This is a genomic window from Microbacterium sp., from assembly GCF_049650565.1.
Taxonomy (GTDB): Bacteria; Actinomycetota; Actinomycetes; order Actinomycetales; family Microbacteriaceae; genus Microbacterium.
Map to the genome: position 1 here is coordinate 101206 of NZ_JBASAK010000028.1, position 21346 is coordinate 122551.

Annotated in this window: 19 protein-coding genes and 1 pseudogene; 13 read left to right on the plus strand and 7 right to left on the minus strand. The window is 68.9% G+C overall.

Annotated features, from left to right (window positions below; translation table 11 throughout):
- Nucleotides 1–4: 4 nt before the first annotated feature.
- From WA967_RS04720 to WA967_RS04730, 3 genes are all read left to right on the plus strand, one after another.
- Entirely contained in the window at nucleotides 5–1186 is a 1182-nt protein-coding gene (locus WA967_RS04720) for a glycine C-acetyltransferase (protein WP_424419738.1), read from the plus strand.
- A 184-nt stretch (nucleotides 1187–1370) separates the two neighbouring features.
- Entirely contained in the window at nucleotides 1371–1973 is a 603-nt protein-coding gene (locus WA967_RS04725) for a helix-turn-helix domain-containing protein (RefSeq protein WP_424419739.1), read from the plus strand.
- Entirely contained in the window at nucleotides 1970–2191 is a 222-nt protein-coding gene (locus WA967_RS04730) for a hypothetical protein (protein ID WP_424419740.1), read from the plus strand. The genes WA967_RS04725 and WA967_RS04730 overlap by 4 nt, the downstream gene beginning before the upstream one ends.
- A gap of 36 nt (nucleotides 2192–2227) precedes the next feature.
- On the opposite strand, the gene WA967_RS04735 is transcribed toward WA967_RS04730, so the two are convergent.
- Nucleotides 2228–2485, minus strand: coding sequence for a hypothetical protein (locus tag WA967_RS04735; RefSeq protein WP_424419741.1), 258 nt, complete (start codon nucleotides 2483–2485; stop codon nucleotides 2228–2230).
- Between the two features lie 2 nt (nucleotides 2486–2487).
- The gene (gene valS, locus WA967_RS04740) at nucleotides 2488–5058 is read right to left on the minus strand and encodes a valine--tRNA ligase (RefSeq protein WP_424419742.1); all 2571 of its coding nucleotides are present in this window, start codon (nucleotides 5056–5058) and stop codon (nucleotides 2488–2490) included.
- 167 nt (nucleotides 5059–5225) lie between these two features.
- Between valS and WA967_RS04745 the strand changes: the two genes are divergently transcribed.
- Genes WA967_RS04745 through WA967_RS04760 form a run of 4 tightly spaced genes read left to right on the plus strand, consistent with a single transcriptional unit; the run spans nucleotide 5226 to nucleotide 10126 of the window.
- Nucleotides 5226–6860 (plus strand): ABC transporter substrate-binding protein, encoded by a 1635-nt coding sequence (locus tag WA967_RS04745; RefSeq protein ID WP_424419743.1) that lies wholly within the window; start codon nucleotides 5226–5228, stop codon nucleotides 6858–6860.
- A gap of 7 nt (nucleotides 6861–6867) precedes the next feature.
- Complete coding sequence (locus WA967_RS04750; protein WP_424419744.1) at nucleotides 6868–7842, plus strand: ABC transporter permease; 975 nt, start codon at nucleotides 6868–6870, stop codon at nucleotides 7840–7842.
- Nucleotides 7842–8645: an ABC transporter permease gene (locus tag WA967_RS04755; protein WP_424419745.1), complete on the plus strand. Its 804-nt coding sequence runs from the start codon at nucleotides 7842–7844 to the stop codon at nucleotides 8643–8645. The genes WA967_RS04750 and WA967_RS04755 overlap by 1 nt, the downstream gene beginning before the upstream one ends.
- The gene (locus tag WA967_RS04760; RefSeq protein WP_424419746.1) at nucleotides 8642–10126 is read left to right on the plus strand and encodes an ATP-binding cassette domain-containing protein; all 1485 of its coding nucleotides are present in this window, start codon (nucleotides 8642–8644) and stop codon (nucleotides 10124–10126) included. The genes WA967_RS04755 and WA967_RS04760 overlap by 4 nt, the downstream gene beginning before the upstream one ends.
- On the opposite strand, the gene WA967_RS04765 is transcribed toward WA967_RS04760, so the two are convergent.
- The 3 genes and pseudogenes from WA967_RS04765 to WA967_RS04775 form a co-directional block, all read right to left on the minus strand.
- A complete protein-coding gene (locus tag WA967_RS04765; RefSeq protein WP_424419747.1) occupies nucleotides 10120–10374 on the minus strand; it encodes a Txe/YoeB family addiction module toxin in 255 nt (84 codons plus the stop codon). The genes WA967_RS04760 and WA967_RS04765 overlap by 7 nt on opposite strands.
- A pseudogene (locus WA967_RS04770) lies at nucleotides 10371–10621 on the minus strand (type II toxin-antitoxin system Phd/YefM family antitoxin). Before WA967_RS04770 ends, WA967_RS04765 begins: the two are co-directional and overlap by 4 nt.
- A 43-nt stretch (nucleotides 10622–10664) precedes the next feature.
- Nucleotides 10665–11315, minus strand: coding sequence for a pentapeptide repeat-containing protein (locus tag WA967_RS04775; RefSeq protein WP_424419748.1), 651 nt, complete (start codon nucleotides 11313–11315; stop codon nucleotides 10665–10667).
- 434 nt (nucleotides 11316–11749) lie between these two features.
- Here WA967_RS04775 and ileS point away from each other — a divergent pair, with 434 nt between their 5' ends.
- Genes ileS through ndk form a run of 4 tightly spaced genes read left to right on the plus strand, consistent with a single transcriptional unit; the run spans nucleotide 11750 to nucleotide 17319 of the window.
- On the plus strand, nucleotides 11750–15148 hold the full coding sequence (ileS, locus tag WA967_RS04780) for an isoleucine--tRNA ligase (protein WP_424419749.1): 3399 nt from the start codon (nucleotides 11750–11752) through the stop codon (nucleotides 15146–15148).
- Nucleotides 15145–16497, plus strand: coding sequence for a bifunctional folylpolyglutamate synthase/dihydrofolate synthase (locus WA967_RS04785; protein WP_424419750.1), 1353 nt, complete (start codon nucleotides 15145–15147; stop codon nucleotides 16495–16497). Before ileS ends, WA967_RS04785 begins: the two co-directional genes overlap by 4 nt.
- Nucleotides 16494–16901 (plus strand): DUF4233 domain-containing protein, encoded by a 408-nt coding sequence (locus WA967_RS04790; RefSeq protein ID WP_424419751.1) that lies wholly within the window; start codon nucleotides 16494–16496, stop codon nucleotides 16899–16901. The genes WA967_RS04785 and WA967_RS04790 overlap by 4 nt, the downstream gene beginning before the upstream one ends.
- Nucleotide 16902: 1 nt before the next feature.
- Nucleotides 16903–17319 (plus strand): nucleoside-diphosphate kinase, encoded by a 417-nt coding sequence (gene ndk / locus WA967_RS04795; protein WP_424419752.1) that lies wholly within the window; start codon nucleotides 16903–16905, stop codon nucleotides 17317–17319.
- A gap of 103 nt (nucleotides 17320–17422) precedes the next feature.
- On the opposite strand, the gene WA967_RS04800 is transcribed toward ndk, so the two are convergent.
- Nucleotides 17423–18031: a vitamin K epoxide reductase family protein gene (locus WA967_RS04800; RefSeq protein ID WP_424419753.1), complete on the minus strand. Its 609-nt coding sequence runs from the start codon at nucleotides 18029–18031 to the stop codon at nucleotides 17423–17425.
- A gap of 268 nt (nucleotides 18032–18299) precedes the next feature.
- Here WA967_RS04800 and WA967_RS04805 point away from each other — a divergent pair, with 268 nt between their 5' ends.
- Nucleotides 18300–20582 carry an Rne/Rng family ribonuclease gene (locus WA967_RS04805; RefSeq protein WP_424419754.1) on the plus strand — a complete coding sequence of 761 codons (2283 nt, stop codon included), beginning with the start codon at nucleotides 18300–18302 and terminating at the stop codon, nucleotides 20580–20582.
- Here the strand turns inward: WA967_RS04805 and WA967_RS04810 are convergent.
- Entirely contained in the window at nucleotides 20547–20813 is a 267-nt protein-coding gene (locus WA967_RS04810; protein WP_424419755.1) for a DUF4031 domain-containing protein, read from the minus strand. The two genes, WA967_RS04805 and WA967_RS04810, sit on opposite strands and share 36 nt — an antisense overlap.
- A gap of 208 nt (nucleotides 20814–21021) precedes the next feature.
- Here WA967_RS04810 and rplU point away from each other — a divergent pair, with 208 nt between their 5' ends.
- Nucleotides 21022–21330 (plus strand): 50S ribosomal protein L21, encoded by a 309-nt coding sequence (gene rplU, locus WA967_RS04815; RefSeq protein WP_183037746.1) that lies wholly within the window; start codon nucleotides 21022–21024, stop codon nucleotides 21328–21330.
- Nucleotides 21331–21346: the final 16 nt, after the last annotated feature.

The following is a 21346-nucleotide window of genomic DNA, read 5'->3' on the forward strand; positions in this document are numbered from 1 at the left end:
TGCGATGTACACGACCTTCAAGGACCACCTGGCCACCGAACTCGCGGGCATCGAGGAGGCGGGGCTCACCAAGCGCGAGCGCGGCATCCGCGGCCCGCAGAGCGCCGAGATCACCGCCGATGGCGCCGAGGTGCTCAACTTCTGCGCCAACAACTACCTGGGGCTCGCCGACGACCCGCGCATCCTCGCCGCAGCCAAGGACGCGCTGGACGAGTGGGGCTACGGCATGGCCAGCGTGCGCTTCATCTGCGGCACGCAGGAGCAGCACCTCGAACTGGAGCGGCGCCTGGCGGCATTTCTCGGCACCGAGGATGCCATCCTGTACTCGTCCTGCTTCGACGCCAACGGCGGCGTGTTCGAGACGCTGTTCTCGGCGGAGGACGCGATCATCTCGGACGAGCTCAACCACGCGTCGATCATCGACGGCATCCGCCTGTCCAAGGCCCAGCGCTACCGCTACCGCAACAGCGACATGGCCGACCTCGAGCAGCAGCTGAAGGATGCGGCGGGCGCCCGCTTCCGCGTGATCGTCACCGACGGCGTGTTCTCGATGGACGGCTACATCGCCAAGCTGCCGGAGATCTGCGATCTGGCAGAGAAGTATGACGCGCTGGTCTTCGTCGACGACTCGCACGCCGTCGGCTTCATCGGCGCAGGCGGCCGCGGTACGCCCGAGCTGTGCGGCGTGAGCGATCGCGTCGACATCTACACCGGCACCTTCGGCAAGGCGCTGGGCGGCGCATCCGGCGGGTACGTCGCCTCGCACCGTGACATCGTCGCCCTGCTGCGCCAGCGCTCCCGTCCGTACCTGTTCTCGAACACTCTCGCGCCGGCGATCGTGGCCGGCACACTGACGGCTCTGGACCTCGTGGAGGGCTCCGCCGACCTGCGCGCGCGCCTGCGCGAGAACGCGGAGCTGTTCCGCACTCGCATGACCGAGGAGGGCTTCACGCTGCAGCCGGGGGAGCACCCCATCGTCCCCGTCATGTTCGGCGAGGCCGCGCTGACCGCGCGGATCGCCGCCGAGATGCAGAAGCACGGCGTGTACGTGACCGCGTTCAGCTTCCCGGTCGTGCCCCGCGGCCTGGCGCGCATCCGCGTGCAGCTGTCGGCCGCGCACACGCCCGAGCAGGTGGAGCGCTGCGTTGCGGCGTTCGTCGCGGCCCGGGATGCCGTGAGCGACTGACGCCCGGTCCTCTTTCGCCGAGACCCCGGCCTGCCGCCCATACCCCGTGATGCGGACGTCTGCCGGCAGGGGTCTCGGTGATAAGGCGGGGTCTCGACGAAGGAAGGCAGATCAGGCGGAGTGCAGAAGACTCTCTGCAAAGAAGTACTTGCAAAGAGATCGTTGCAAGGGTATCTTTGCATGCATGACGGAGAACGAAGAAGGACGGACGCTGGATGCCGGAGCGTTGAAGGCGCTCGCGCATCCCCTGCGCGTGCGCATCTACGACCTGCTCAGTGAGCGAGGGCCGCAGACCGCGAGCACGCTCGCTGCGATCATCGGCGAGACCTCCGGGGCCACCAGCTACCACCTGCGGGCGCTGGCCGCGAAGGACCTCATCCGCGAGATCCCGGATCGCGGCACGGCGCGCGAGCGCTGGTGGGAGCGCCCGAAGGGTCGCATCAACCTCCCCGGACCTGACGACTCGATGTCGCCGGCAGGTCGGGCGGCAGCGGAGATCGTCACCTCTGAGTTCTTCCGCCTGCGTCATCAGTCATTGATGGAGTACCTCAACCGCCCGACATCCGAGCAGCCGGAGGAATGGCGGGATGCCGGACTCGTGATGACCACGATGCTCGATCTCACGCCCGAGCAGATGCTCGAGGTGCGCCGGGAGCTCTCCGAGCTGGTGGATGCCATGGTGGAGCGCTATCGCGGCCAGGAGTCCCAGCCCGACACCCGGCGCGTGTCCCTTCGCGCCGAGATCTTCGACCTGCCCGTCTCGACCGAGAAGGAGAATCGCTCATGACCGCCGCCACGCTTCACCTCGCCACACCGACCGCCGTCGAGCGCACGCTGCTGCGCCTCGCCGACGCCATCACCGCGTATACCGAGCACCGCCGTGAACTTCGCGCCGACCGTCACGAGATCGCGCTGGACATCCTGCGCGAGCAGCAGTCCCGCAAACAGGACCCTCGCGCGCTGGACACCGCGATGCTGGCACTGGGATCCCGCCCGCGTCGCTAGATGCTCGACCTCTTGGAGGGGTCTCGACGAAGGAGTTCAGTCCTCGAAGGGGCGGGCGATGACTTCACCGGATGCCGTGAGCAGGACCTCCCACCCGGCATCCAGTTCGGCCAGCGGGCGGCCCTCCAGCCAGGTGAGGGTCCAGTTTCCGCCCTTCGACAGGCTCAGGGACCCAGTGGTGGAGCTCAGGGATCCAGTGAGGGTCGCCTCCACCTCGGCGATCGCGGGGCGGAGGGCCGCGGGGACGGATGCCGGGGGCTCTGCGCCCACGGCCCAGCGCGTGCCGAGCTGCATGATCAGGCCTCCACCGGGGCAAGCTCGATGGCCGTGACGGCCAGCTCGTCGGCCTCCGCGAACGACAACTCGGCGATGCGGCCCACGGCGCGCAGGTCTTCGGCAGCCGCGCGCAGCGCCTCGAGCTTCGCAGCGGGCGCCGAGATGGTCGCGGTGGCCACCGGCGTCTTCTGCGAGGCCTTGGCCTCGGTCTTCGCCCGGCGGATGCCGATCAGCGCCTCGCTGGCCGTGGCGAGCACAGCCGGATCGCCCTCGATCGCCAGCGGCTCCGGCCATGCGGCCGTGTGGATCGAGCCCTCCTCGAACCAGCTCCACGCCTCCTCGGTGGCGAACGCGATGATCGGCGCCAGCAGCCGCAGCAGCGTCGACAGCGCCAGGCGCAGCGCGAGCGCAGCGGATGCCTGCCCCACGTCGGTCCGGTCGTAGGCGCGCTCCTTCACGAGCTCCAGGTAGTCGTCGCAGAACGTCCAGAAGAACGACTCGGTGACCTCCAGCGCCTTGGCCTGGTCGTAGTTCTCGTATGCGGCCGTGGCCTCGCGCACCACCTGGTCGAGGGTGACCAGCATCGAGGCATCCAGGGCGTGCGTGATCTGCGCGCCCTCGGGGACGGGGAACGACAGCACGAACTTCGCCGCGTTGAGGATCTTGATCGCCAGGCGGCGGCCGATCTTCACCTGCGTAGGGTTCTGCGGGTCGAACGCCGCATCCATGCCCAGCCGGCTGGACGCCGACCAGTACCGCACGGCATCCGATCCGTGCTTGTCGAGGATGTCGGCGGGGGTGACCACGTTGCCCTTGGACTTGGACATCTTCTTGCGGTCGGGATCCACGATGAAGCCGGAGATGGCGGCGTTGGCCCACGGGGCGCGCTGGTCCTCCTCCGTGGAGCGGAGCATGGTGGAGAACAGCCAGGTGCGGATGATGTCCTGGCCCTGCGGGCGCAGGTCGAACGGCGCCACCGTGTTCCACAGCTCCTCGTCGCGCTGCCAGCCGCCGGCCAGCTGCGGGGTGAGCGAGGAGGTGGCCCAGGTGTCGAAGATGTCCTGCTCGGCCACGAAGCCGCCGGGCACGCCGCGCTGCTCCTCGGTGTAGCCGGCCGGTACCGAGCTGGTCGGGTCGATCGGCAGCTCCTCGTGCGACGGGGTCAGCACACGGTCGTAGTCGCGCTCGCCGTTCTCGTCCAGGCCGTACCAGATCGGGATCGGCACGCCGAAGAAGCGCTGGCGCGACACCAGCCAGTCGCCGGTGAGCCCGCCCACCCAGTTCTCGTAGCGCACGCGCATGAAGTCGGGGTGCCAGGCCATCTGGCGGCCGTTCTCCAGCAGCTGGTCGCGCAGCTGCTCGTCGCGCGCGCCGTTGCGGATGTACCACTGGCGCGTCGAGACGATCTCCAGCGGGCGGTCGCCCTTCTCGAAGAACTTCACGGCGTGGCTGAACGGCTTGCCCACCTCGACGAGCTCACCTGATTCGCCCAGCAGCTCCACGATCGCCTTGCGGGCGCTGAAGACCGTCTTGCCGGCCAGCTGCGCGTACGCGTCACGACCGGCATCCGAGGTGATCGCCTCGGGAGCATCGGCCAGCACGCGGCCGTCCTTGCCGAGGATGGTGCGGTTGGGCAGGTCCAGCTCGCGCCACCACACGATGTCGGTCACATCGCCGAAGGTGCAGATCATGGCGATGCCGGAGCCCTTGTCGGGCTGCGCGAGGTGGTGCGCCAGCACGGGCACCTCGACGTCGAAGATCGGGGTGCGCACGGTGGACCCGAAGTACGGCTGGTAGCGCTCGTCGTCGGGGTGCGCGACCAGCGCTACGCAGGCCGCCAGCAGCTCGGGGCGGGTGGTCTCGATGTGGATATCGCCGGAGCCGTCGGACTTGTGGAACGCCAGCCGGTGGTAGGCGGCCTGCTGCTCGCGGTCCTCGAGCTCGGCCTGCGCGATGGCGGAGCGGAAGTCGATGTCCCACAGCGTGGGGGCCAGCGACTGGTACGCCTCGCCGCGCTCCAGTCCGCGCAGGAACGCCAGTTGGCTCTGCCGGATGGTGTCGTCGGAGATGGTGCGGTAGGTCTGCGTCCAGTCGACACTGAGGCCGAGCTGGCGGAACAGCGCCTCGAACTGCTTCTCGTCCTCGATGGTGAGCTCTTCGCACAGCTCGATGAAGTTGCGGCGGCTGATGGGCAGCTGGTCGGCCGGCTTCAGGCTCTTCGCGTCGCCGTGGAACGGCGGGGTGAAGTCCGGGTCGTACGGCAGGGACGGGTCGCAGCGCACGCCGTAGTAGTTCTGCACGCGGCGCTCGGTGGGCAGGCCGTTGTCGTCCCAGCCCATCGGGTAGAAGACGTTCTTGCCGCGCATGCGCTCGAAGCGCGCCTTGATGTCGGTGTGCGTGTACGAGAACACGTGGCCGATGTGCAGGCTGCCGGATGCCGTGGGCGGGGGAGTGTCGATGGAGTAGACGCCCGTGCGGCCGGATGCCGTGGCCTTGGCGCGATCGAACAGGAAGGTTCCCTGCTCGTTCCAGCGCTCACCCCACTTCGCTTCGAGACCTTCGAGCGCGGGCTTGTCGGGGATGGCGGACATGAAGGTCTCCTTGAGCGATGTGTGCGGCACTGTGTGAGCGTGCCTGAGTGTGGGTTGTGGGGAGATTCTATCGGCTGAATCTGGAGGGTGCGTAGATCGACCGCGTCCAAGAACCGCCGGTACGATGGAGGCACACCCCTTTTCCCGCACTCTTCCGAGGTTCCCGAATGCCTTCTCTTCCCGTGCGCCGTCTTCTTCCCCTGGCCGCTCTCGCCGCAGCATCCGCTCTCGTGCTCAGCGCGTGCGCAGGACCGGCATCCGATTCCGGCGCGAAATCCGGTGCGAATCCGGATGCCGAGATCACCTGGGCCGTCGAGGGCGCCAACCTCTCCAACGGCAAGATGGACCCGCAGTCCAGCCAGCTCGACTCCACAGCCATGGTGCAGCGCCAGGTGCTGGACTCGCTGGTCTACCAGGAGGCCGACGGCACGTTCTCGCCGTGGCTGGCCAAGAGCTGGAAGGTCTCCGACGACGGGAAGACCTACACCTTCACGCTGCGCGATGACGTGACCTTCACCGACGGGACCGTGTTCGACGCGGCAGCGGTCAAGGCCAACTTCGACCGCATCGTCGATCCCAAGACCGAGTCCGCGCAGGCCGCGGCCATGCTCGGCGGCGAGCTGTACGCCGGGACGAAGGTCATCGACCCGCACACCGTCGAGGTCGACTTCACGAAGCCCTACGCCCCGTTCCTGCAGGCTGCCAGCACCGCGCAGCTCGGGTTCTGGTCGCCGAAGGTGATCAAGAGCGCAGGCGACCAGATCAAGGCCGGAGGACCCGACGTCAACGTCGGCACCGGCCCGTTCACGATGACCTCGTACACCGCGAACCAGGAGATCGTCTACACCCGCAACGACGACTATGCGTGGGGTCCCGACGGCGCCAAGAAGCCTGCGATCAAGACCCTGCGCGTGGAGCTGCTGCCCGAGGCATCCGTCCGCGCCGGTGTCGTCGGCTCCGGTGAGGCGCAGATCGCGAGCAACCTGCCGCCGAGTGCGGTCAAGAGCCTGGGCAAGGCCATCACCGTCACGGCCAAGGAGTACCCCGGCCTGCCGTACTCGCTGTTCCTCAACGAGAAGTACGGCGTGTTCGCCGACCAGAGCGTGCGCCGTGCGTTCGAGCTGTCCATCGACGTGGATGCCGCGGTCAAGCAGATCTTCTTCGGCCAGTTCCCCCGTGCCTGGAGCATTCTCGGCCCGACCACGCCCGGCTACGACGCCTCGCTCGAGGGCACCCGGACCTTCGACCCTGACAAGGCGAACCGGCTGCTGGACGAGGCCGGCTGGACAGCCCGCGACTCCGATGGCTACCGCACCAAGGACGGCAAGCGCCTGTCCGCACGCTGGATCGCGTGGACCCCCGTCTCCGACGAGCACACCGCCATGGCCAACGCCATCCAGTCCGACCTGAAGAAGGTCGGCTTCGAGATCAAGCGCGAGACGCTGGAGCCGGCCGCGTACAACGAGCAGTACGGCCCCAGGACCTACGACATCACCGACTGGGACTTCTCGGGCGTCGACCCCGACCTGCTGCGCAGCCACCTGGGCACCGACGGCTTCCAGAACGCGTCCGTGGTCAGCGACCCCGCCCTGGACAAGCTGCTGCAGGACGGACTGTCCGCCACCGACGCGGCCGCCCGCGCCACGATCTACCAGCAGGTGCAGCAGTGGAACGCCGAGAACGTGGCCATCGTGCCGCTGTACGTGTCCTCGGCCATCACGGCCACGTCGAAGGACGTCAAGGGACTGACCTACGACCTGTACGGCCGTCCGCTGTTCTACACCGTGAGCCTCGCCGGCTGAGGCCTGCGTGCCACGCGCTCTGACCCGGATCGCCGGGATCGCCTCATCCGCCGTCATCGTCCTGTGGGGCGCGGCGACGCTGGCGTTCCTGGCGTTCCGGATCATCCCCGGAGATGCGGTCACGGCCATGCTGGGCCCGCAGTCGCAGGTCAGCGAACAGGTCAAGGCCGGCATCCGCACCGATCTGGGGCTGGACCAGCCGCCGCTGGTGCAGTACCTGTCGTATCTGGGTCGGCTGCTGCACGGCGATCTCGGCCAGTCCTACCAGCTGCGGATGCCGGTGACCGAGGTCATCGGCCGCCAGCTCGGACCCACGCTGCAGCTGACCGCGCTGGCGCTGCTGATCGCGGTGGTGCTGGCACTGGCCGGGGCGCTGTTCGCGCGCCGTGGGATCGCCCAGGGGATCGTCGTGGGCCTCGAACTGGTCGTGCTCTCTTCGCCGGTGTTCTGGATCGGCATCCTGCTGCTGGCGGTGTTCTCGTTCTGGTTGGGCTGGTTCCCGGTCGCGGGATCCCGGACGCCGGCGACGCTCGTGCTGCCCGCCGTGACGCTGGCACTGCCGGTGGCGGCGCTGATCGGGCAGGTGCTGCGCGACGGCATCGACCGGGCCGAGCGGCAGCCGTTCGCCGAGACGGTGCGGGCGCGCGGTGCGGGACCGGCGCGGCTGGTGCTTCGTCACTCGCTGCGGCACGGCGCTGCCAACGCGCTCACGCTGGCCGCCTACCTGACCGGGTCCCTGTTGGGCGGCGCCGTGCTCGTGGAGACCGTGTTCGCCCGCCCGGGCCTCGGGCGCATCACGCTGGCTGCCATCCTCAACCGTGATCTGCCCGTGGTGGCGGGCGTCATCATGCTCAGCGCCCTGGTGTTCGTCATCGTCAACACGCTCGTCGAGCTCGCGCATCCTCTGCTGGATCCGCGTCTGCGTGCGAGCCGGCGGGTCTTCGTCGAACGCGCCGCCGACGCGGTGATGGAGGAACGGTGATGAGGGGGGTAGGGCTGTGGCTGGCGGCGGCGTTCCTCGCGCTGGTCGCCGTCGCCGCGTTCGCTCCCGACCTGCTCACCTCCCACGACCCGCTGCAGACTGACGTGCGAGCCGCGCTGCAGCCGCCGAACGCCGTGCACCTCTTCGGCACCGATCAGTCGGGCAGAGACGTGCTCTCCCGCGTGGTGCACGGCGCTGCCCGCTCGGCCGGCATCGGCCTGCTGGCCACCGCCCTGGCCCTCGTCATCGGGCTGGCCATCGGGGCGCTGTCCGGCGTCGCTCCGAGACTGGCGGATGCAGTGCTGATGCGCGTGACGGACGTGCTGATGGCATTCCCGGAGTTCCTGGTCGCGCTCATCGTGGTCGCCGTCCTCGGCCCGGGCGGCGTCAACGTCGCGATCGCCGTGACCATCGCCGCGGTGCCGGTGTACGTTCGGCTGGCACGCACGCAGACACTCACGCAGCGCTCCGCCGAGTACGTCGAGGCCTCGCGCATCGTCGGCGTCGGGCGGATACGGGCCTTCCGTCGCCACGTGGTGCCGAGCGTGCTGGGCGCACTGAGCGTGCTGGCCACCATCGGCATCGGCTCGGCCATCCTCTCCGCGGCCGGCCTCAGCTTCCTGGGGCTGGGGCCTGCCGAGCCCGACCCGGAATGGGGACTCATGCTCTCCGGCGGGCGCAACGTGCTGGGGCAGGCCTGGTGGATCTCGGTGTTCCCCGGGCTGGCCATCACGCTCACCGTCATCAGCGCGACGGTGCTGGGCAGGGCGCTGCGCCGCAGGCTGGACGGAGGCGCGGCATGAGCGCCGTCGACCTGCAGGGACTTCGCATCACGATCGGCGGGCGCTCGGTGGTCGACGACGTGTCGTTCACCGTCGAACCGGGCGAGTGCGTGGCCATCGTCGGCGAGTCCGGCGCCGGCAAGTCGCTCACCGCCCGCGCCCTGCTGGGGTTGCTGCCGGCGGGCGCGGTCTCACGAGTGGAGCGGCTGTGGATCGCGGGGACGGATGCTGCGCAGCTGGGCCCTGCGGGCTGGCGTCGGATGCGCGGACGCAGGATCGCTCTGGTCTCGCAGGATGCGCTGGCAGCGCTGGACCCGTTGCGGCGGATCGGCGATGAGATCGCGGAGCCGATGGAGATCCACGGCCTGCATCCGCGAGATCGCCCGCAGCGGGTGCTCGACCTGCTGACCGCAGCAGCCATGCCCGAGCCCGAGCGGCGTGCGCGCAACCATCCGCACGAGCTGTCCGGCGGGCTGCAGCAGCGCGCGCTGATCGCCTCCGCGCTGGCCGCGGATCCCGCGGTGCTGGTGGCCGACGAGGCGACGACGGCGCTGGATGCCACCGTGCAGGCCCGCATCCTCACGCTGTTGCGGGGCATCGCCGACGGCGGCACGGCGGTGGTGTTCATCAGCCACGACTTCGCCGCCGTGCGACGCGTGGCCGACCGCGTGCTTGTCATGCGCGACGGGGCGGTCGTCGAGCAGGGCGCCGTCGAGGAGGTGATGCGCGCCCCGCGCACCGAGTACGCCAGGGAGCTGATCGCTGCCAGCACGCCGGCACCGCGCACTGCGGTGGCGGCGCCGGGTGCGCCCCTGCTGCGCGCGCTCAGCGTCTCGAAGTCATTCGACCGCCCAGCCGTGGTCGACGCGACGTTCGCACTCGGTGCCGGCCGCACGCTGGGCATCGTGGGGGAATCCGGTTCGGGCAAGACCACGCTCGCCCGCATGATCGTCGGGGTGCAACGTCCGGATTCCGGGACACTGGAGTGGGCCTCGCCGCAGCGGGTGCAGCTCGTGCACCAGAATCCGCTGGGCGCGTTCGATCCGCGCTGGCGCGTCGGGCGCTCACTGCGCGAGGCGCTGCAGGCCGCCGGGGTTCCGCGGCGCGAACGCGGAAGGCGGGTCGCGGAGCTGCTGACGGAGGTGGGCCTGGATCCGGCGCTGGCGTCTCGCCGTCCGCGGGAGGTCTCCGGCGGTCAGCGTCAGCGCGCGGCCATCGCCCGGGCGCTCGCCGCCGACCCGCAGGTGATGGTGCTCGACGAGCCGGTCTCCGCGCTGGATCCGACGGTGCGGCAGCACGTGCTGGACCTGCTGGCGCGTCTCCAGCGCGAGCGCGCGCTGACCATGGTGTTCGTCTCGCACGACCTCGGCGTGATCGCCTCGGTGTGCGACGACGTGCTGGTCATGCAGAAGGGCGTGATCGTGGAGCAGGGGCTGATCACCGACGTGTTCGCCGATCCCCGGCATCCGTTCACCCGCGAGCTGCTGGCCGCAGGTCAGTAGCGGTACCGGCAGGCTGCGATGCGCACCTCGTCGTCCAGAACCCGGTAGATCAGCCGGTGCTCGGCGTTGATGCGTCGTGACCAGTACCCGGAGAACCCGTGCTTCAGAGGCTCGGGCTTGCCGATTCCCTCATTGCCGTTGCGCGTGGCATCGGTGATGAGCTGATTGATGCGCTTCAGCAGCTTGCGGTCCTGGGCCTGCCACCAGAGACAGTCCTCCCAGGCCTCGGGGCTGAAGACGATCTTCACTCGAGCAGTTCCCGGGCGGTTCCCTCACCGGATTCCAGCGCTTCGATCGACGTCAGCAGACGACGGGCGTTGGCGGGACTGCGCAGCAGGTAAGCAGTCTCCTTCAGGGACTCGTAATCGTCGAGGGAGACGATCACGGCGGGCTCGCGGCCGGCACGCGTGATGACGACCTCTTCGCGTCGTTCACGACGCTGTCCAGCACCTCCGCGTACCGTGCGCGCGAATCGCTGTAGCTCATGGTCTTCATCTCTGCACCCTCTCGACGTACGTACTGTTGTACGTCACTGAGATCAGTCGCGCACCGAGATGCCGGCGGATGCCGCGAACACCGGCGCCAGCTGCTCGACCTGCGCCACGGTCAGCGTGGTGCCTCGCAGCGAGTTCACGTCGAGGAACGCCAGAGCATCCAGACCGCGCAGATCGACGTGCTCGGCGCGCAGGCCGTGCGGGTCGACCTCGTCGCAGCGGGTGTCCGTGAACGCGATGCGGGTGAGCGTGCTGCCGGGCAGATCCAGCGTGGTGATCTGGCAGTGCTCCACCAGCACGTCGGTGGCCTTGGCACCGCCCAACGTGAGGTAGTCGATGCGCACGCCCTGCAGCTCCAATTCGTGGATGCGCGTGTCGGTGAGGTCCAGCGTGCCGATCCGGCCGCCGGTGAGGCGCACGCGCCGCAGGTTCGCGTCGCGGGCGGCAAGGGTCGTGACCTGCACGTTCTGCAACTCGACGTCCATCAGAGTCGCGCCGCGCAGTTCGAGGGCGCCTGAGCTACCGGTCAGCACGCACTGCTCCAGTGTGGAGTGCGAGAGTTCGGCATCCCCGCTCAACTCGATGCGCGACGCATGCAGATCCGTGCTGCGCCGGGGATCCGCCTGCTCCAGGTGCGGTGGCAGATCCGGAGCGGTGACCAGGGGCGGGCGGAGATCCTCGCTGCGACGAACCATGCGTTCGACTCTAAGGGGAGGGGCCGACGTCTGCCCTCCGTGCACGTCGCGCGGAAGGATGCGCTTCGCGCGGACGGATGCCGGGAATCCGTCCGCGGGTGATGCATATCCCCGCGCGAAGCGCCCGAGGCCCGGGCCGGCGGCACAGCGAGCAGTGACCAGATGCGCGTAGAATGGCCGAATCAGCACTGATCCGGCCATCACCGGGGAGCTCTCGGAAGAACGCTTCGACAGGCTCAGCGACCCAAGGGTCGTTGAGCAGGCGGGGTCGGTAGAACCGAGCGGGGCAGGCCCGTCATCGCCGCAGTGAGAGTGATTGCTTCGACCCTTCGACTGGCTCAGGGGCCCAGCAGTACGTGAGGTGGTACCGCGGTCCGCGCGAGAGCACGGGTCGTCCTCGCAGCAGCATCCGCCCACGACCACTGCGAGAGACGATGACATACCCGCGCCCTTCACTTCGACTCGCTGACGCTCGCTCAGTACAAACGACAAGCTCAGGGACCGATGCCGGCGCCGCCTTCGGCCCGGCCGCCGTCACCCCGAGTCCGCGATTCCCCGAGATCGAGACCGAGGTGCTCGAGTTCTGGAAGAACGATGACACCTTCCGGGCGTCCATCGCGCAGCGCGAGGATGCCGAGGAGTGGGTCTTCTACGACGGCCCGCCCTTCGCCAACGGCCTGCCGCACTACGGCCACCTGCTCACCGGCTACGCCAAGGACCTGTTCCCGCGCTTCCAGACCATGCTGGGCAAGAAGGTCGACCGTGTCTTCGGGTGGGACACCCACGGTCTGCCCGCCGAGCTCGAGGCGATGAAGCAGCTCGGACTCACCGAGAAGCACGAGATCGAGGACATGGGCGTCAACGTCTTCAACGCGAAGGCGCGCGAATCGGTGCTGGCCTACACCCGCGAGTGGCAGGACTACGTCACCCGCCAGGCCCGCTGGGTGGACTTCGACCGCGGCTACAAGACGCTGGACCTCGGCTACATGGAGAGCGTGCTGTGGGCGTTCAAGACGCTCTACGACAAGAACCTCGCCTATGAGGGCTACCGCGTGCTGCCATACTGCTGGCGCGATGAGACCCCGCTCTCCACCCACGAGCTGCGCATGGACGACGACGTCTACCAGGACCGTCAGGACCCCTCGGTCACCGTCACGTTCCCCCTCACCGGCGCGAAGGCCGAGACCCTGGGCCTCACGGCGGTGCGCGCCCTGGCCTGGACCACCACGCCGTGGACCCTGCCCACCAACCTCGCCCTGGTCGTCGGGCCCGAGATCGAGTACGCAGTGGTGCCCGCGGGTCCGAACGGTGCGACTGACGTGGTCGCCGGCGACGACCCCGCCGAGACGGCCGCGCACCGCTACCTGATCGCCCGCGAACTGCTGGGCAGCTATGCCAAGGACCTCGGCTACGAGTCCGCGGAGGACGCGCTCGCCGCCGTCGAGGCCATCCATCGCGGCAAGGATCTCGAGGACATCACCTACGACCGCCTGTTCGACTACTACGCCGACACCGAGGTGTGGGGCACCGAGATGGCCTGGCGCATCCTCGTCGACGACTACGTCACCACCACCGACGGCACCGGCATCGTTCACCAGGCTCCCGCCTACGGTGAGGACGACCAGCGGGTGACGAACGCCGCCGGCATCCCGACCATCCTCTCCCTCGACGACGGCGGGAAGTTCCTGCCGAACATCACCGAGGTCGCGGGGATGCTCTGGATGGACGCCAACCGTCCGCTCATCCGGCTGCTGCAGGCTGACGGGCGGCTGCTGCGCGAGCAGAGCTACGTGCACTCCTACCCGCACTGCTGGCGGTGCCGGAACCCCCTCATCTACAAGGCCGTGTCCAGCTGGTTCGTGCGCGTCACGGACTTCAAGGACAGGATGCTGGCGAACAACGAGCAGATCGCCTGGGTGCCCGAGAACGTCAAGCACGGCCAGTTCGGCAAGTGGCTCGAGGGCGCGCGCGACTGGTCGATCAGCCGGAATCGGTACTGGGGCTCGCCCATCCCGATCTGGAAGAGCGACGACCCCGAGCACCCGCGCGTGGACGCGTACGGCTCGCTGGCCGACCTGGAGCGCGACTTCGGGCGTCTGCCGCACAACGCCGACGGCGAGGTGGATCTGCACCGCCCGTACATCGACGAGCTCACCCGGCCGAACCCGGACGACCCCACCGGCAAGAGCACGATGCGCCGCATCGAGGACGTCTTCGACGTGTGGTTCGACTCCGGCTCGATGCCGTACGCGCAGGTGCACTATCCGTTCGAGAACCAGGAGTGGTTCGACTCGCATGCGCCGGCGGACTTCATCGTGGAGTACATCGGGCAGACCCGCGGCTGGTTCTATGTGATGCACGCGCTCTCCACGGCGCTGTTCGACCGCCCCGCGTTCAGCGGCGTGGCCTGCCACGGCATCGTGCTGGGCAGCGACGGGTACAAGATGTCCAAGTCGCTGCGCAACTACCCCGACGTCAGCGAGGTGCTCGACCGCGACGGCTCCGACGCCATGCGGTGGTTCCTCATGTCGAGCTCGGTGCTGCGCGGCGGCAACCTCGCCGTCACGGAGGAGGGCATCCGCGCAGGGGTGCGGGAGTTCCTGCTGCCGCTGTGGAACTCGTGGTACTTCTTCGCGACGTACGCGAACGCGGCGACCCCCGAGGGGTACGAGGCCGCGTGGCGCACGGACTCCACCGATGTGCTGGATCGCTACATCCTGGCTCGGCTCGGCGATCTCATCCGCGAGGTGCAGGCCGACCTGGAGGGGCTGGACTCGACCACGGCATCCGCTCGTCTGCGCGATTTCGCCGAAGTGCTGACGAACTGGTACATCCGCCGCTCCCGCGACAGATTCTGGGAGGGGATCGACCCTTCGACGGGCTCAGGGATCGACGCGTTCGACACGCTGTACACCGTGCTGGAGACGCTCACCCGCGTGGCGGCGCCGCTGGTCCCGCTGATCAGCGAGCGCATCTGGCAGGGCCTGACCGGCGGACGCAGCGTGCACCTGACGAACTGGCCGGATGCCGATCTCTTCCCCGCTGCGGACGACGTCCGCGACGCCATGGATGCCGTGCGCGAGCTCTCCAGCGTGGGCAACGCCCTGCGCAAGAAGGAGAAGCTGCGCGTGCGCCTGCCGCTGGCGCGGCTGACCGTCGTCTCGCCGCTCGCGTCCGATCTGGCGCAGTTCGAGGACATCCTGCGCGAGGAGCTCAACGTCAAGTCCGTCGAGTTCATTCAGCTGGGTGAGGACACCGCGACCGAGTACGGCATCAGTCATCGCCTCAGCGTCAATGCCCGTGCCGCCGGTCCCCGTCTGGGCAAGGACGTGCAGCGCGTGATCGCTGCCGCCAAGTCCGGGCAGTGGCGCGAGTGGAAGGGACAGGTCGTCGCCGGCGGTGTCGCGCTGGAACCGCAGGAGTACGAGCTCGTGCTGGAGACCGCCGGCCGCCCGGATGGCGAGGCGCTTGCGCTCGTGCCGGACGGCGGCTTCGTGCTGCTGGACACCACGACCACGCCCGAGCTGGAGGCCGAGGGTCTGGCCCGCGACATCATCCGCGCCGTGCAGGACACTCGCAAGAAGGCCGGCTTCGACGTCAGCGACCGGATCCGCCTGCAGCTGCGGTTCGTGGATGATGCGGATGCAGAGGCCGTGCACCAGGCGTTCGAGCTGGCGGATGTCGCCGGCGAGACACTCGCACTCGAGCACAGCCTGCTGCGCGCCGGCGATGAGCTCGCTGAGAGCGAGTACGCCGCCGAGATCGGCAAGGGCACCTACGCCAACCGCGATGCCTTCACCGTGGCCGTCAGCCGGATCGGAGGTGGCGCATGAGTGACGTTCAGCGCGCCGACGCCGTCTACGACAAGCTCCTGGAGCGCGCGGGGGAGCGCTGGGTGCAGCCGCGCAAGGAGCGGGTCGCCCGCATCCTGACGCTGCTGGACGACCCGCAGCGCACCTACCGCGTCGTGCACATCACCGGCACCAACGGCAAGACGTCCACGGCCCGGATGATCGAGAGCCTGCTGCGCGCCCACGGGCTGCGCACCGGCCTGTTCACCAGTCCGCACCTGAAGCGCTTCACGGAGCGCATCATGATCGACGGCGAGCCGATCGCGGATGCGGCGATCGCCGACGCGTGGGACGAGATCGAGCCGTTCGTCTCGATCGTGGATGCCGAGCTCGAGGCGGCGGGCGACGCTCCGCTGACGTTCTTCGAGCTGCTCACGGTGCTGGCGTTCGTGGCCGTGGCCGACGCGCCGGTCGACGTGCTGGTGCTCGAGGTCGGCATGGGCGGCGAATGGGATTCCACCAACACCGCCGACGGCGATGTGGCGGTGTTCGCGCCCATCGACATGGACCACGCCGACCGGCTCGGGGACACCATCGAGAAGATCGCGACCGTCAAGGCGGGCATCATCAAGGAGGGCGCCCTGGTCGTGTCGGCCGAGCAGCGCCCCGAGGCCGAAGCCGTGCTGCGGCGCGTCGCTGCGGAGAAGAACGCCCCCATCGCCTTCGAGGGCGACCGGTTCGGACTCTCCGCGCAGGCGCTGGCCGTGGGCGGTCAGATGATCAGCATCCGAGGCCTTGCGGGGGAATACCCCGACGAGTACCTGCCGCTGTACGGCGCGCACCAGGGCCACAACGCAGCCCTCGCGGTCGTCGCGGTCGAATCCCTGATCGGGGCCGGCGAGCAGCGCATCGCCGCCGACATCGTCTCGGACGGGCTGCACGGCGCGACCTCGCCGGGCCGGCTGCAGCTGCTCGGCGTCTCGCCCACCGTCGTGGTGGACGCCGCGCACAACCCGCACGGCGCCGCGTCGTTGGTGCGCGCACTGCAGGACAGCTTCGACTTCGACGAATGGGGTCTGGTGCTGGGCATCTTCGCCGACAAGGACACCGCGGGCATCGTCGATCAGCTGCTGCCGGTGGTCGCTGAGGTGTTCACCACCACGGTCGACTCCGTGCGCGCCGAGGAGGCCGACGCGCTCGCCGACCTCGTCGAGGAGCGCGGGCGCCGCGCCAGCGTGCATCCGACCCTTGCGGATGCCGTGGACGCGGCCCGCGAGTGGGCCTCTGCCTCCGAGCGTCGCGCCGTCGTCATCGCAGGCTCCATCCACCTCGCCGGGGAGGCGATCCTGCTCTCCGAGGAGGAGGACTGGAAGAGCGGATGGCACGGATGAGCCCTCGCACGCCGAAGACGCGCGCGCCGCGCACGCTGGCCCAGAAGCTCGGCGCCATCGTGCTGGGCTTCGAGTCCGTCGTGGTCTTCCTCGCTGGCCTCACGGTCTACGGCCTGAAGGCGTTGCCGCACCCGGTCCCGGACTGGTGGGGGATCGTTGGCGGTGTTGTCCTGGGCGTGCTGCTGATCGCCGTGGCGGGTGCGATCGCGCGCCCCGGCGCCATCATCGCAGGCTGGGCCCTGCAGCTGATCGTCGTGGCATCCGCCGTCCTCGTGCCCGCCATCGCGCTGGTCGCCCTGATTTTCGGCGGCATGTGGGGATATGCGACGATCGTGGGGGCCCGGATGGACCGCAGGCAGACCCCGCCGCAGAAGACCACCGAGTCTCAGACAGGAAGCGAATGACATGGCCACTGAAGAAACCCTCGTCCTCGTCAAGCCCGACGGCGTCGCCCGCGGGCTGACCGGCGCGATCCTCGCCCGCATCGAGGCGAAGGGCTACGCGCTCGTCGACATCCGCCTGGTCGAGCCCGACCGCGACGTGCTCGCGAAGCACTACGAAGAGCACCAGGGCAAGCCGTTCTACGAGCCGCTCATCGAGTTCATGATGTCGGGCCCGTCGGTCGCGATCCGCCTGGCCGGCAACCGCGTCATCGAGGGCTTCCGGTCGCTCGCCGGCACCACCGACCCGACCTCGGCAGCACCCGGCACCATCCGCGGCGACTTCGGCCGCGACTGGGGCCTGGCCGTGCAGCAGAACCTCGTGCACGGCTCGGACAGCCCCGAGTCCGCGCAGCGCGAGCTGGGCATCTGGTTCGACTGACTCGATGCTTCGACGGGCTCAGCAACCCATGATCGTGGGTTCCTGAGCCCGTCGCTCGTGCTCAGCGAGCGTCAGCGAGTCGAAGTGAAGGGCCGTCAGCACGTCACAGCATCCGCGCGACCTCGCCGAGCAGATCGACGCCGGCGAACTGCGCGATCGCCACGATGACCGCGAACACGACGATGGATGCCAGGGGCGTCCAGGCCATCAGGCGGCCGAAGGCATCCTGCACTGGCTTCCTCTTCGAGAGCGTGCCGTTGCGGCCCAGCTCCACGACCGTCGCCAGGAAAGTGGGGATCACGGCGAGGTAGGTCACCCCGCACCAGGGGCACAGCGTGTGCAGGTCGAAGAAGCTCTGCCCGATCAGCCAGGCGATGAACACGAACGAGAACAGGATCCCCAGGCCGAACAGCCCCCAGAACCAGCGTGGGAACCTCACGCCGGCGATCACGGCCACGCCCATGACGAGCACCGCCATCCAGCCGGCCACACCGATGATCGGGTTCGGGAAACCGAACACCGAGCCCTGCCAGGACTCCAGGTTCGTGCCGCAGGACAGGAACACGCTGATGTTGCAGCCCAGAGCGGCGTTCGGGTTCTCCAGAGTCGCGAACTTGTCCATCGTGAGCTGGAACGCCGCCCACCAGCCCGCGAGACTGGCGATGATCAGCCAGATGCCGTAGCCGACGTGACGTGTCTTCTGCGCGCTCATATCGGGATTATCCCAGCGCGGGCTATGCGATCGGCGTGAGAGCAGACGCGCGCGTGTCGTGGTGATGCGGCGTCAGCGCGATCGGGATGCGATAATGGACGAAGGTGTCGTCGCGAGGAATCGCGATCGCATCGACAAGACTTCGGGGCGGTATGCCCCACGTGATCCGGCGACAGAGCCGATCGCATGCCGATTGAGTTCGCGGCCGCAGTACAGCCGCACGAGTTTCCGCGGCGCACGCAGTGCCCGCGCAGGGAGTCCGCCCGAGATGGCCGATGAGAATGATGACAAGACCACCCCTACCCTCGACGAGACGCCGGCGCAGCCGGTAGCCGAGGAGTCCGCTGAGATCGTGGTGGACGAGTCCGCTGCGACGGAGACGGATGCCGTGGAGCCCGCCAGACCGGCCGAGCAGGAGACGCCGGCCGAGCCGGAGACGCCGGCCGAGCCGGAGGAGCCGAAGCCTGTCACGGCCGTGACACTGGGGCTGCTGCCCGAGGTGTTCGTCTCGCAGGTCTCCACGCAGCTGCACTTCTACGCGCCCGAGATCGTCGCCCTTCCTGCGGTGGAGCACCACCGCGGCGAGGACGACGATGACAGCGGATCGGCGTTCTCGCGCCGCCGCAGCCGTCACCGCGGATCCGACGGCGAGGGTCGTGAGGGTCGTGACGACCGCCGTCAGCGCCAGCACACCGTTGAGTACATCACCGAGCCGAAGGCGATCAAGGGCTCCACCCGCCTGGAGGCCAAGAAGCAGCGCCGCCGTGACGGGCGGGATGCCGGACGCCGCCGCCCCGTGGTCACCGAGGCCGAGTTCCTCGCCCGCCGCGAGGCGGTCGACCGCATGATGGTCGTGCGCGCCAAGAACGGCCGCACTCAGATCGGCGTGCTCGAGGACAATGTGCTCGTCGAGCACTACGTCGCGCGCAACCAGGACGCGTCGCTGATCGGCAACGTGTACCTCGGCCGCGTGCAGAACGTGCTGCCCAGCATGGAGGCGGCCTTCGTCGACATCGGCCGCGGACGCAACGCCGTGCTGTACTCCGGCGAGGTGGACTGGGATGCCGTGGAGACCGGCAACCAGCCGCGACGCATCGAACTCGCGCTCAAGCCGGGCGACCGCGTGCTGGTGCAGGTCACCAAGGACCCGGTCGGCCACAAGGGCGCCCGCCTGACCAGCCAGGTCTCGCTGCCCGGCCGCTACCTCGTGTACGTGCCGGGCGGCTCCATGAACGGCATCTCCCGCAAGCTCCCCGACAATGAGCGCGCGCGCCTGAAGCGCATCCTCAAGGAGGTGCTGCCGGAGTCCTCCGGCGTGATCGTCCGCACCGCGGCCGAGGGCGCCACCGAGGAGCAGCTGACCCGCGACGTGCAGCGCCTGACCGCTCAGTGGGAGCACATCCAGAAGCTCGTGCAGAACCAGCAGGCCCCGTCGCTGCTGCACGCGGAGCCGGACCTGCTGGTCAAGATCGTCCGTGACGTCTTCAACGAGGACTTCGCGCGCATGACCATCCAGGGCGACGACGCGCATCGCACCATCAGCGCCTACCTGGAGAGCGTCGCTCCCGACCTGCTGGAGCGGGTGGAGACCTACACCGACGACGTCGACCCGTTCGACGCCTACCGCATCACCGAGCAGATCGAGAAGGCGCTGGACCGCAAGGTGTGGCTGCCGTCCGGCGGCTCGCTGGTGATCGACCGCACCGAGGCCATGACGGTCATCGACGTGAACACCGGCAAGTTCGTCGGCACCGGCGGCAACCTCGAGGAGACCGTCACCAAGAACAACCTCGAGGCGGCTGAGGAGATCGTCCGCCAGCTGCGCCTGCGCGACGTCGGCGGCATCATCGTCGTCGACTTCATCGACATGGTGCTCGAATCCAACCGCGATCTGGTGCTGCGCCGTCTGGTCGAGTGCCTGAGCCGCGACCGCACCAAGCACCAGGTGGCCGAGGTCACGTCGCTCGGCCTGGTGCAGATGACCCGCAAGAAGCTGGGCCTGGGCCTGCTGGAGACCTTCAGCGAGGCGTGTGAGGTCTGCGCGGGCCGCGGCGTGGTCGTGCACCACGATCCTGTGGTCAAGCACCGCGGTGGCGGCTCGTCGAACAACGGCGGCAACCAGGGGCGTCGCTCGCGTGGTGGCTCGCCCTCGTCGTCGCAGCAGTCCGCCGCGCCGGCGCCCGCGCAGGCTCCGGCCGCAGTCAGCCCGCACGGCATCACCGAAGGCGCGAAGTCGGCGCTGGCCGCGATCGCGGCTTCCACCATCGCCCCCGTCTCCGGCGAAGCCCCTGTGGCCGTCGCCGAGCAGGCCGAGGAGCCCGTCGTGCACGATCGCCCCAAGAAGAGCCGCAAGAAGCGCGGCTCCGACCGCAAGGGGCCGAAGACCGAGGCAGAGCAGCTGCTGGACTCCGTCCTGGACGCGCTGCCCGAGCCGAAGGCCCCCGGACAGGGACGCAACCGCCGTCGCGTCACCACGGCCATGCTCACAGCAGGCGCCCACGCCGCGGCATCCGACTCAGTGTCGCTCCCGAGCTCTGACGCGCAGTCCTGAGGCGATCAGACGCCTGGTGAGCTCCTTGCCGCCCACATGCTGCGCACCGACGGCGAGGAGCCTCGGCAGCGCGTCTGCCGGAACGTCGTAGTGATCGCGGTCGAACGCCCGCCGGGGGATGCCCGCGGCCGCAGCCAGGGCGTGCAGCTCATCCAGGTCGCTGTCGCTGACCAGGTGCGCCCAGAGTCGACCGTGCGCAGGCCAGACGGGGTCGTCGACGAGAACGGTCATATCGTGATCCTAGGTCCGACACACCACGGTGCTCACTTTGCGGCATCCTCCGCATTCCGGTAAAGTAGTCCTTTGGTGCGAGACCCCTGTCTGCCCACCCGGCGACAGAAGTCTTGCGTCCGCACCCTTCGCGAAGGCGTCGTACGCAAGCAGCAGTCTTCCCGTGAGATTCCCGGAGCAGTCCGCTCCCCAACGAAACAGGTATGAAGTGGTTTACGCAGTAGTGCGCGCCGGTGGACGGCAGGAGAAGGTCGAGGTCGGCACGATCGTTCAGCTCGACCGTGTTCAGGCCGCCCAGGGCGAGAAGATCGAGCTTCCTGCCGTGCTCCTCGTCGACGGCGCCACGGTGACCACCGACGCGGACAAGCTGGCAAAGGTCAAGGTCACCGCTGAGGTTCTCGGCAACCTCCGCGGCCCGAAGATCGTCATCCAGAAGTTCAAGAACAAGACCGGCTACAAGAAGCGCCAGGGGCACCGCCAGGACCTCACGCGCGTCAAGATCACCGGCATCAAGTAAGCACGAAGAGGAGCTG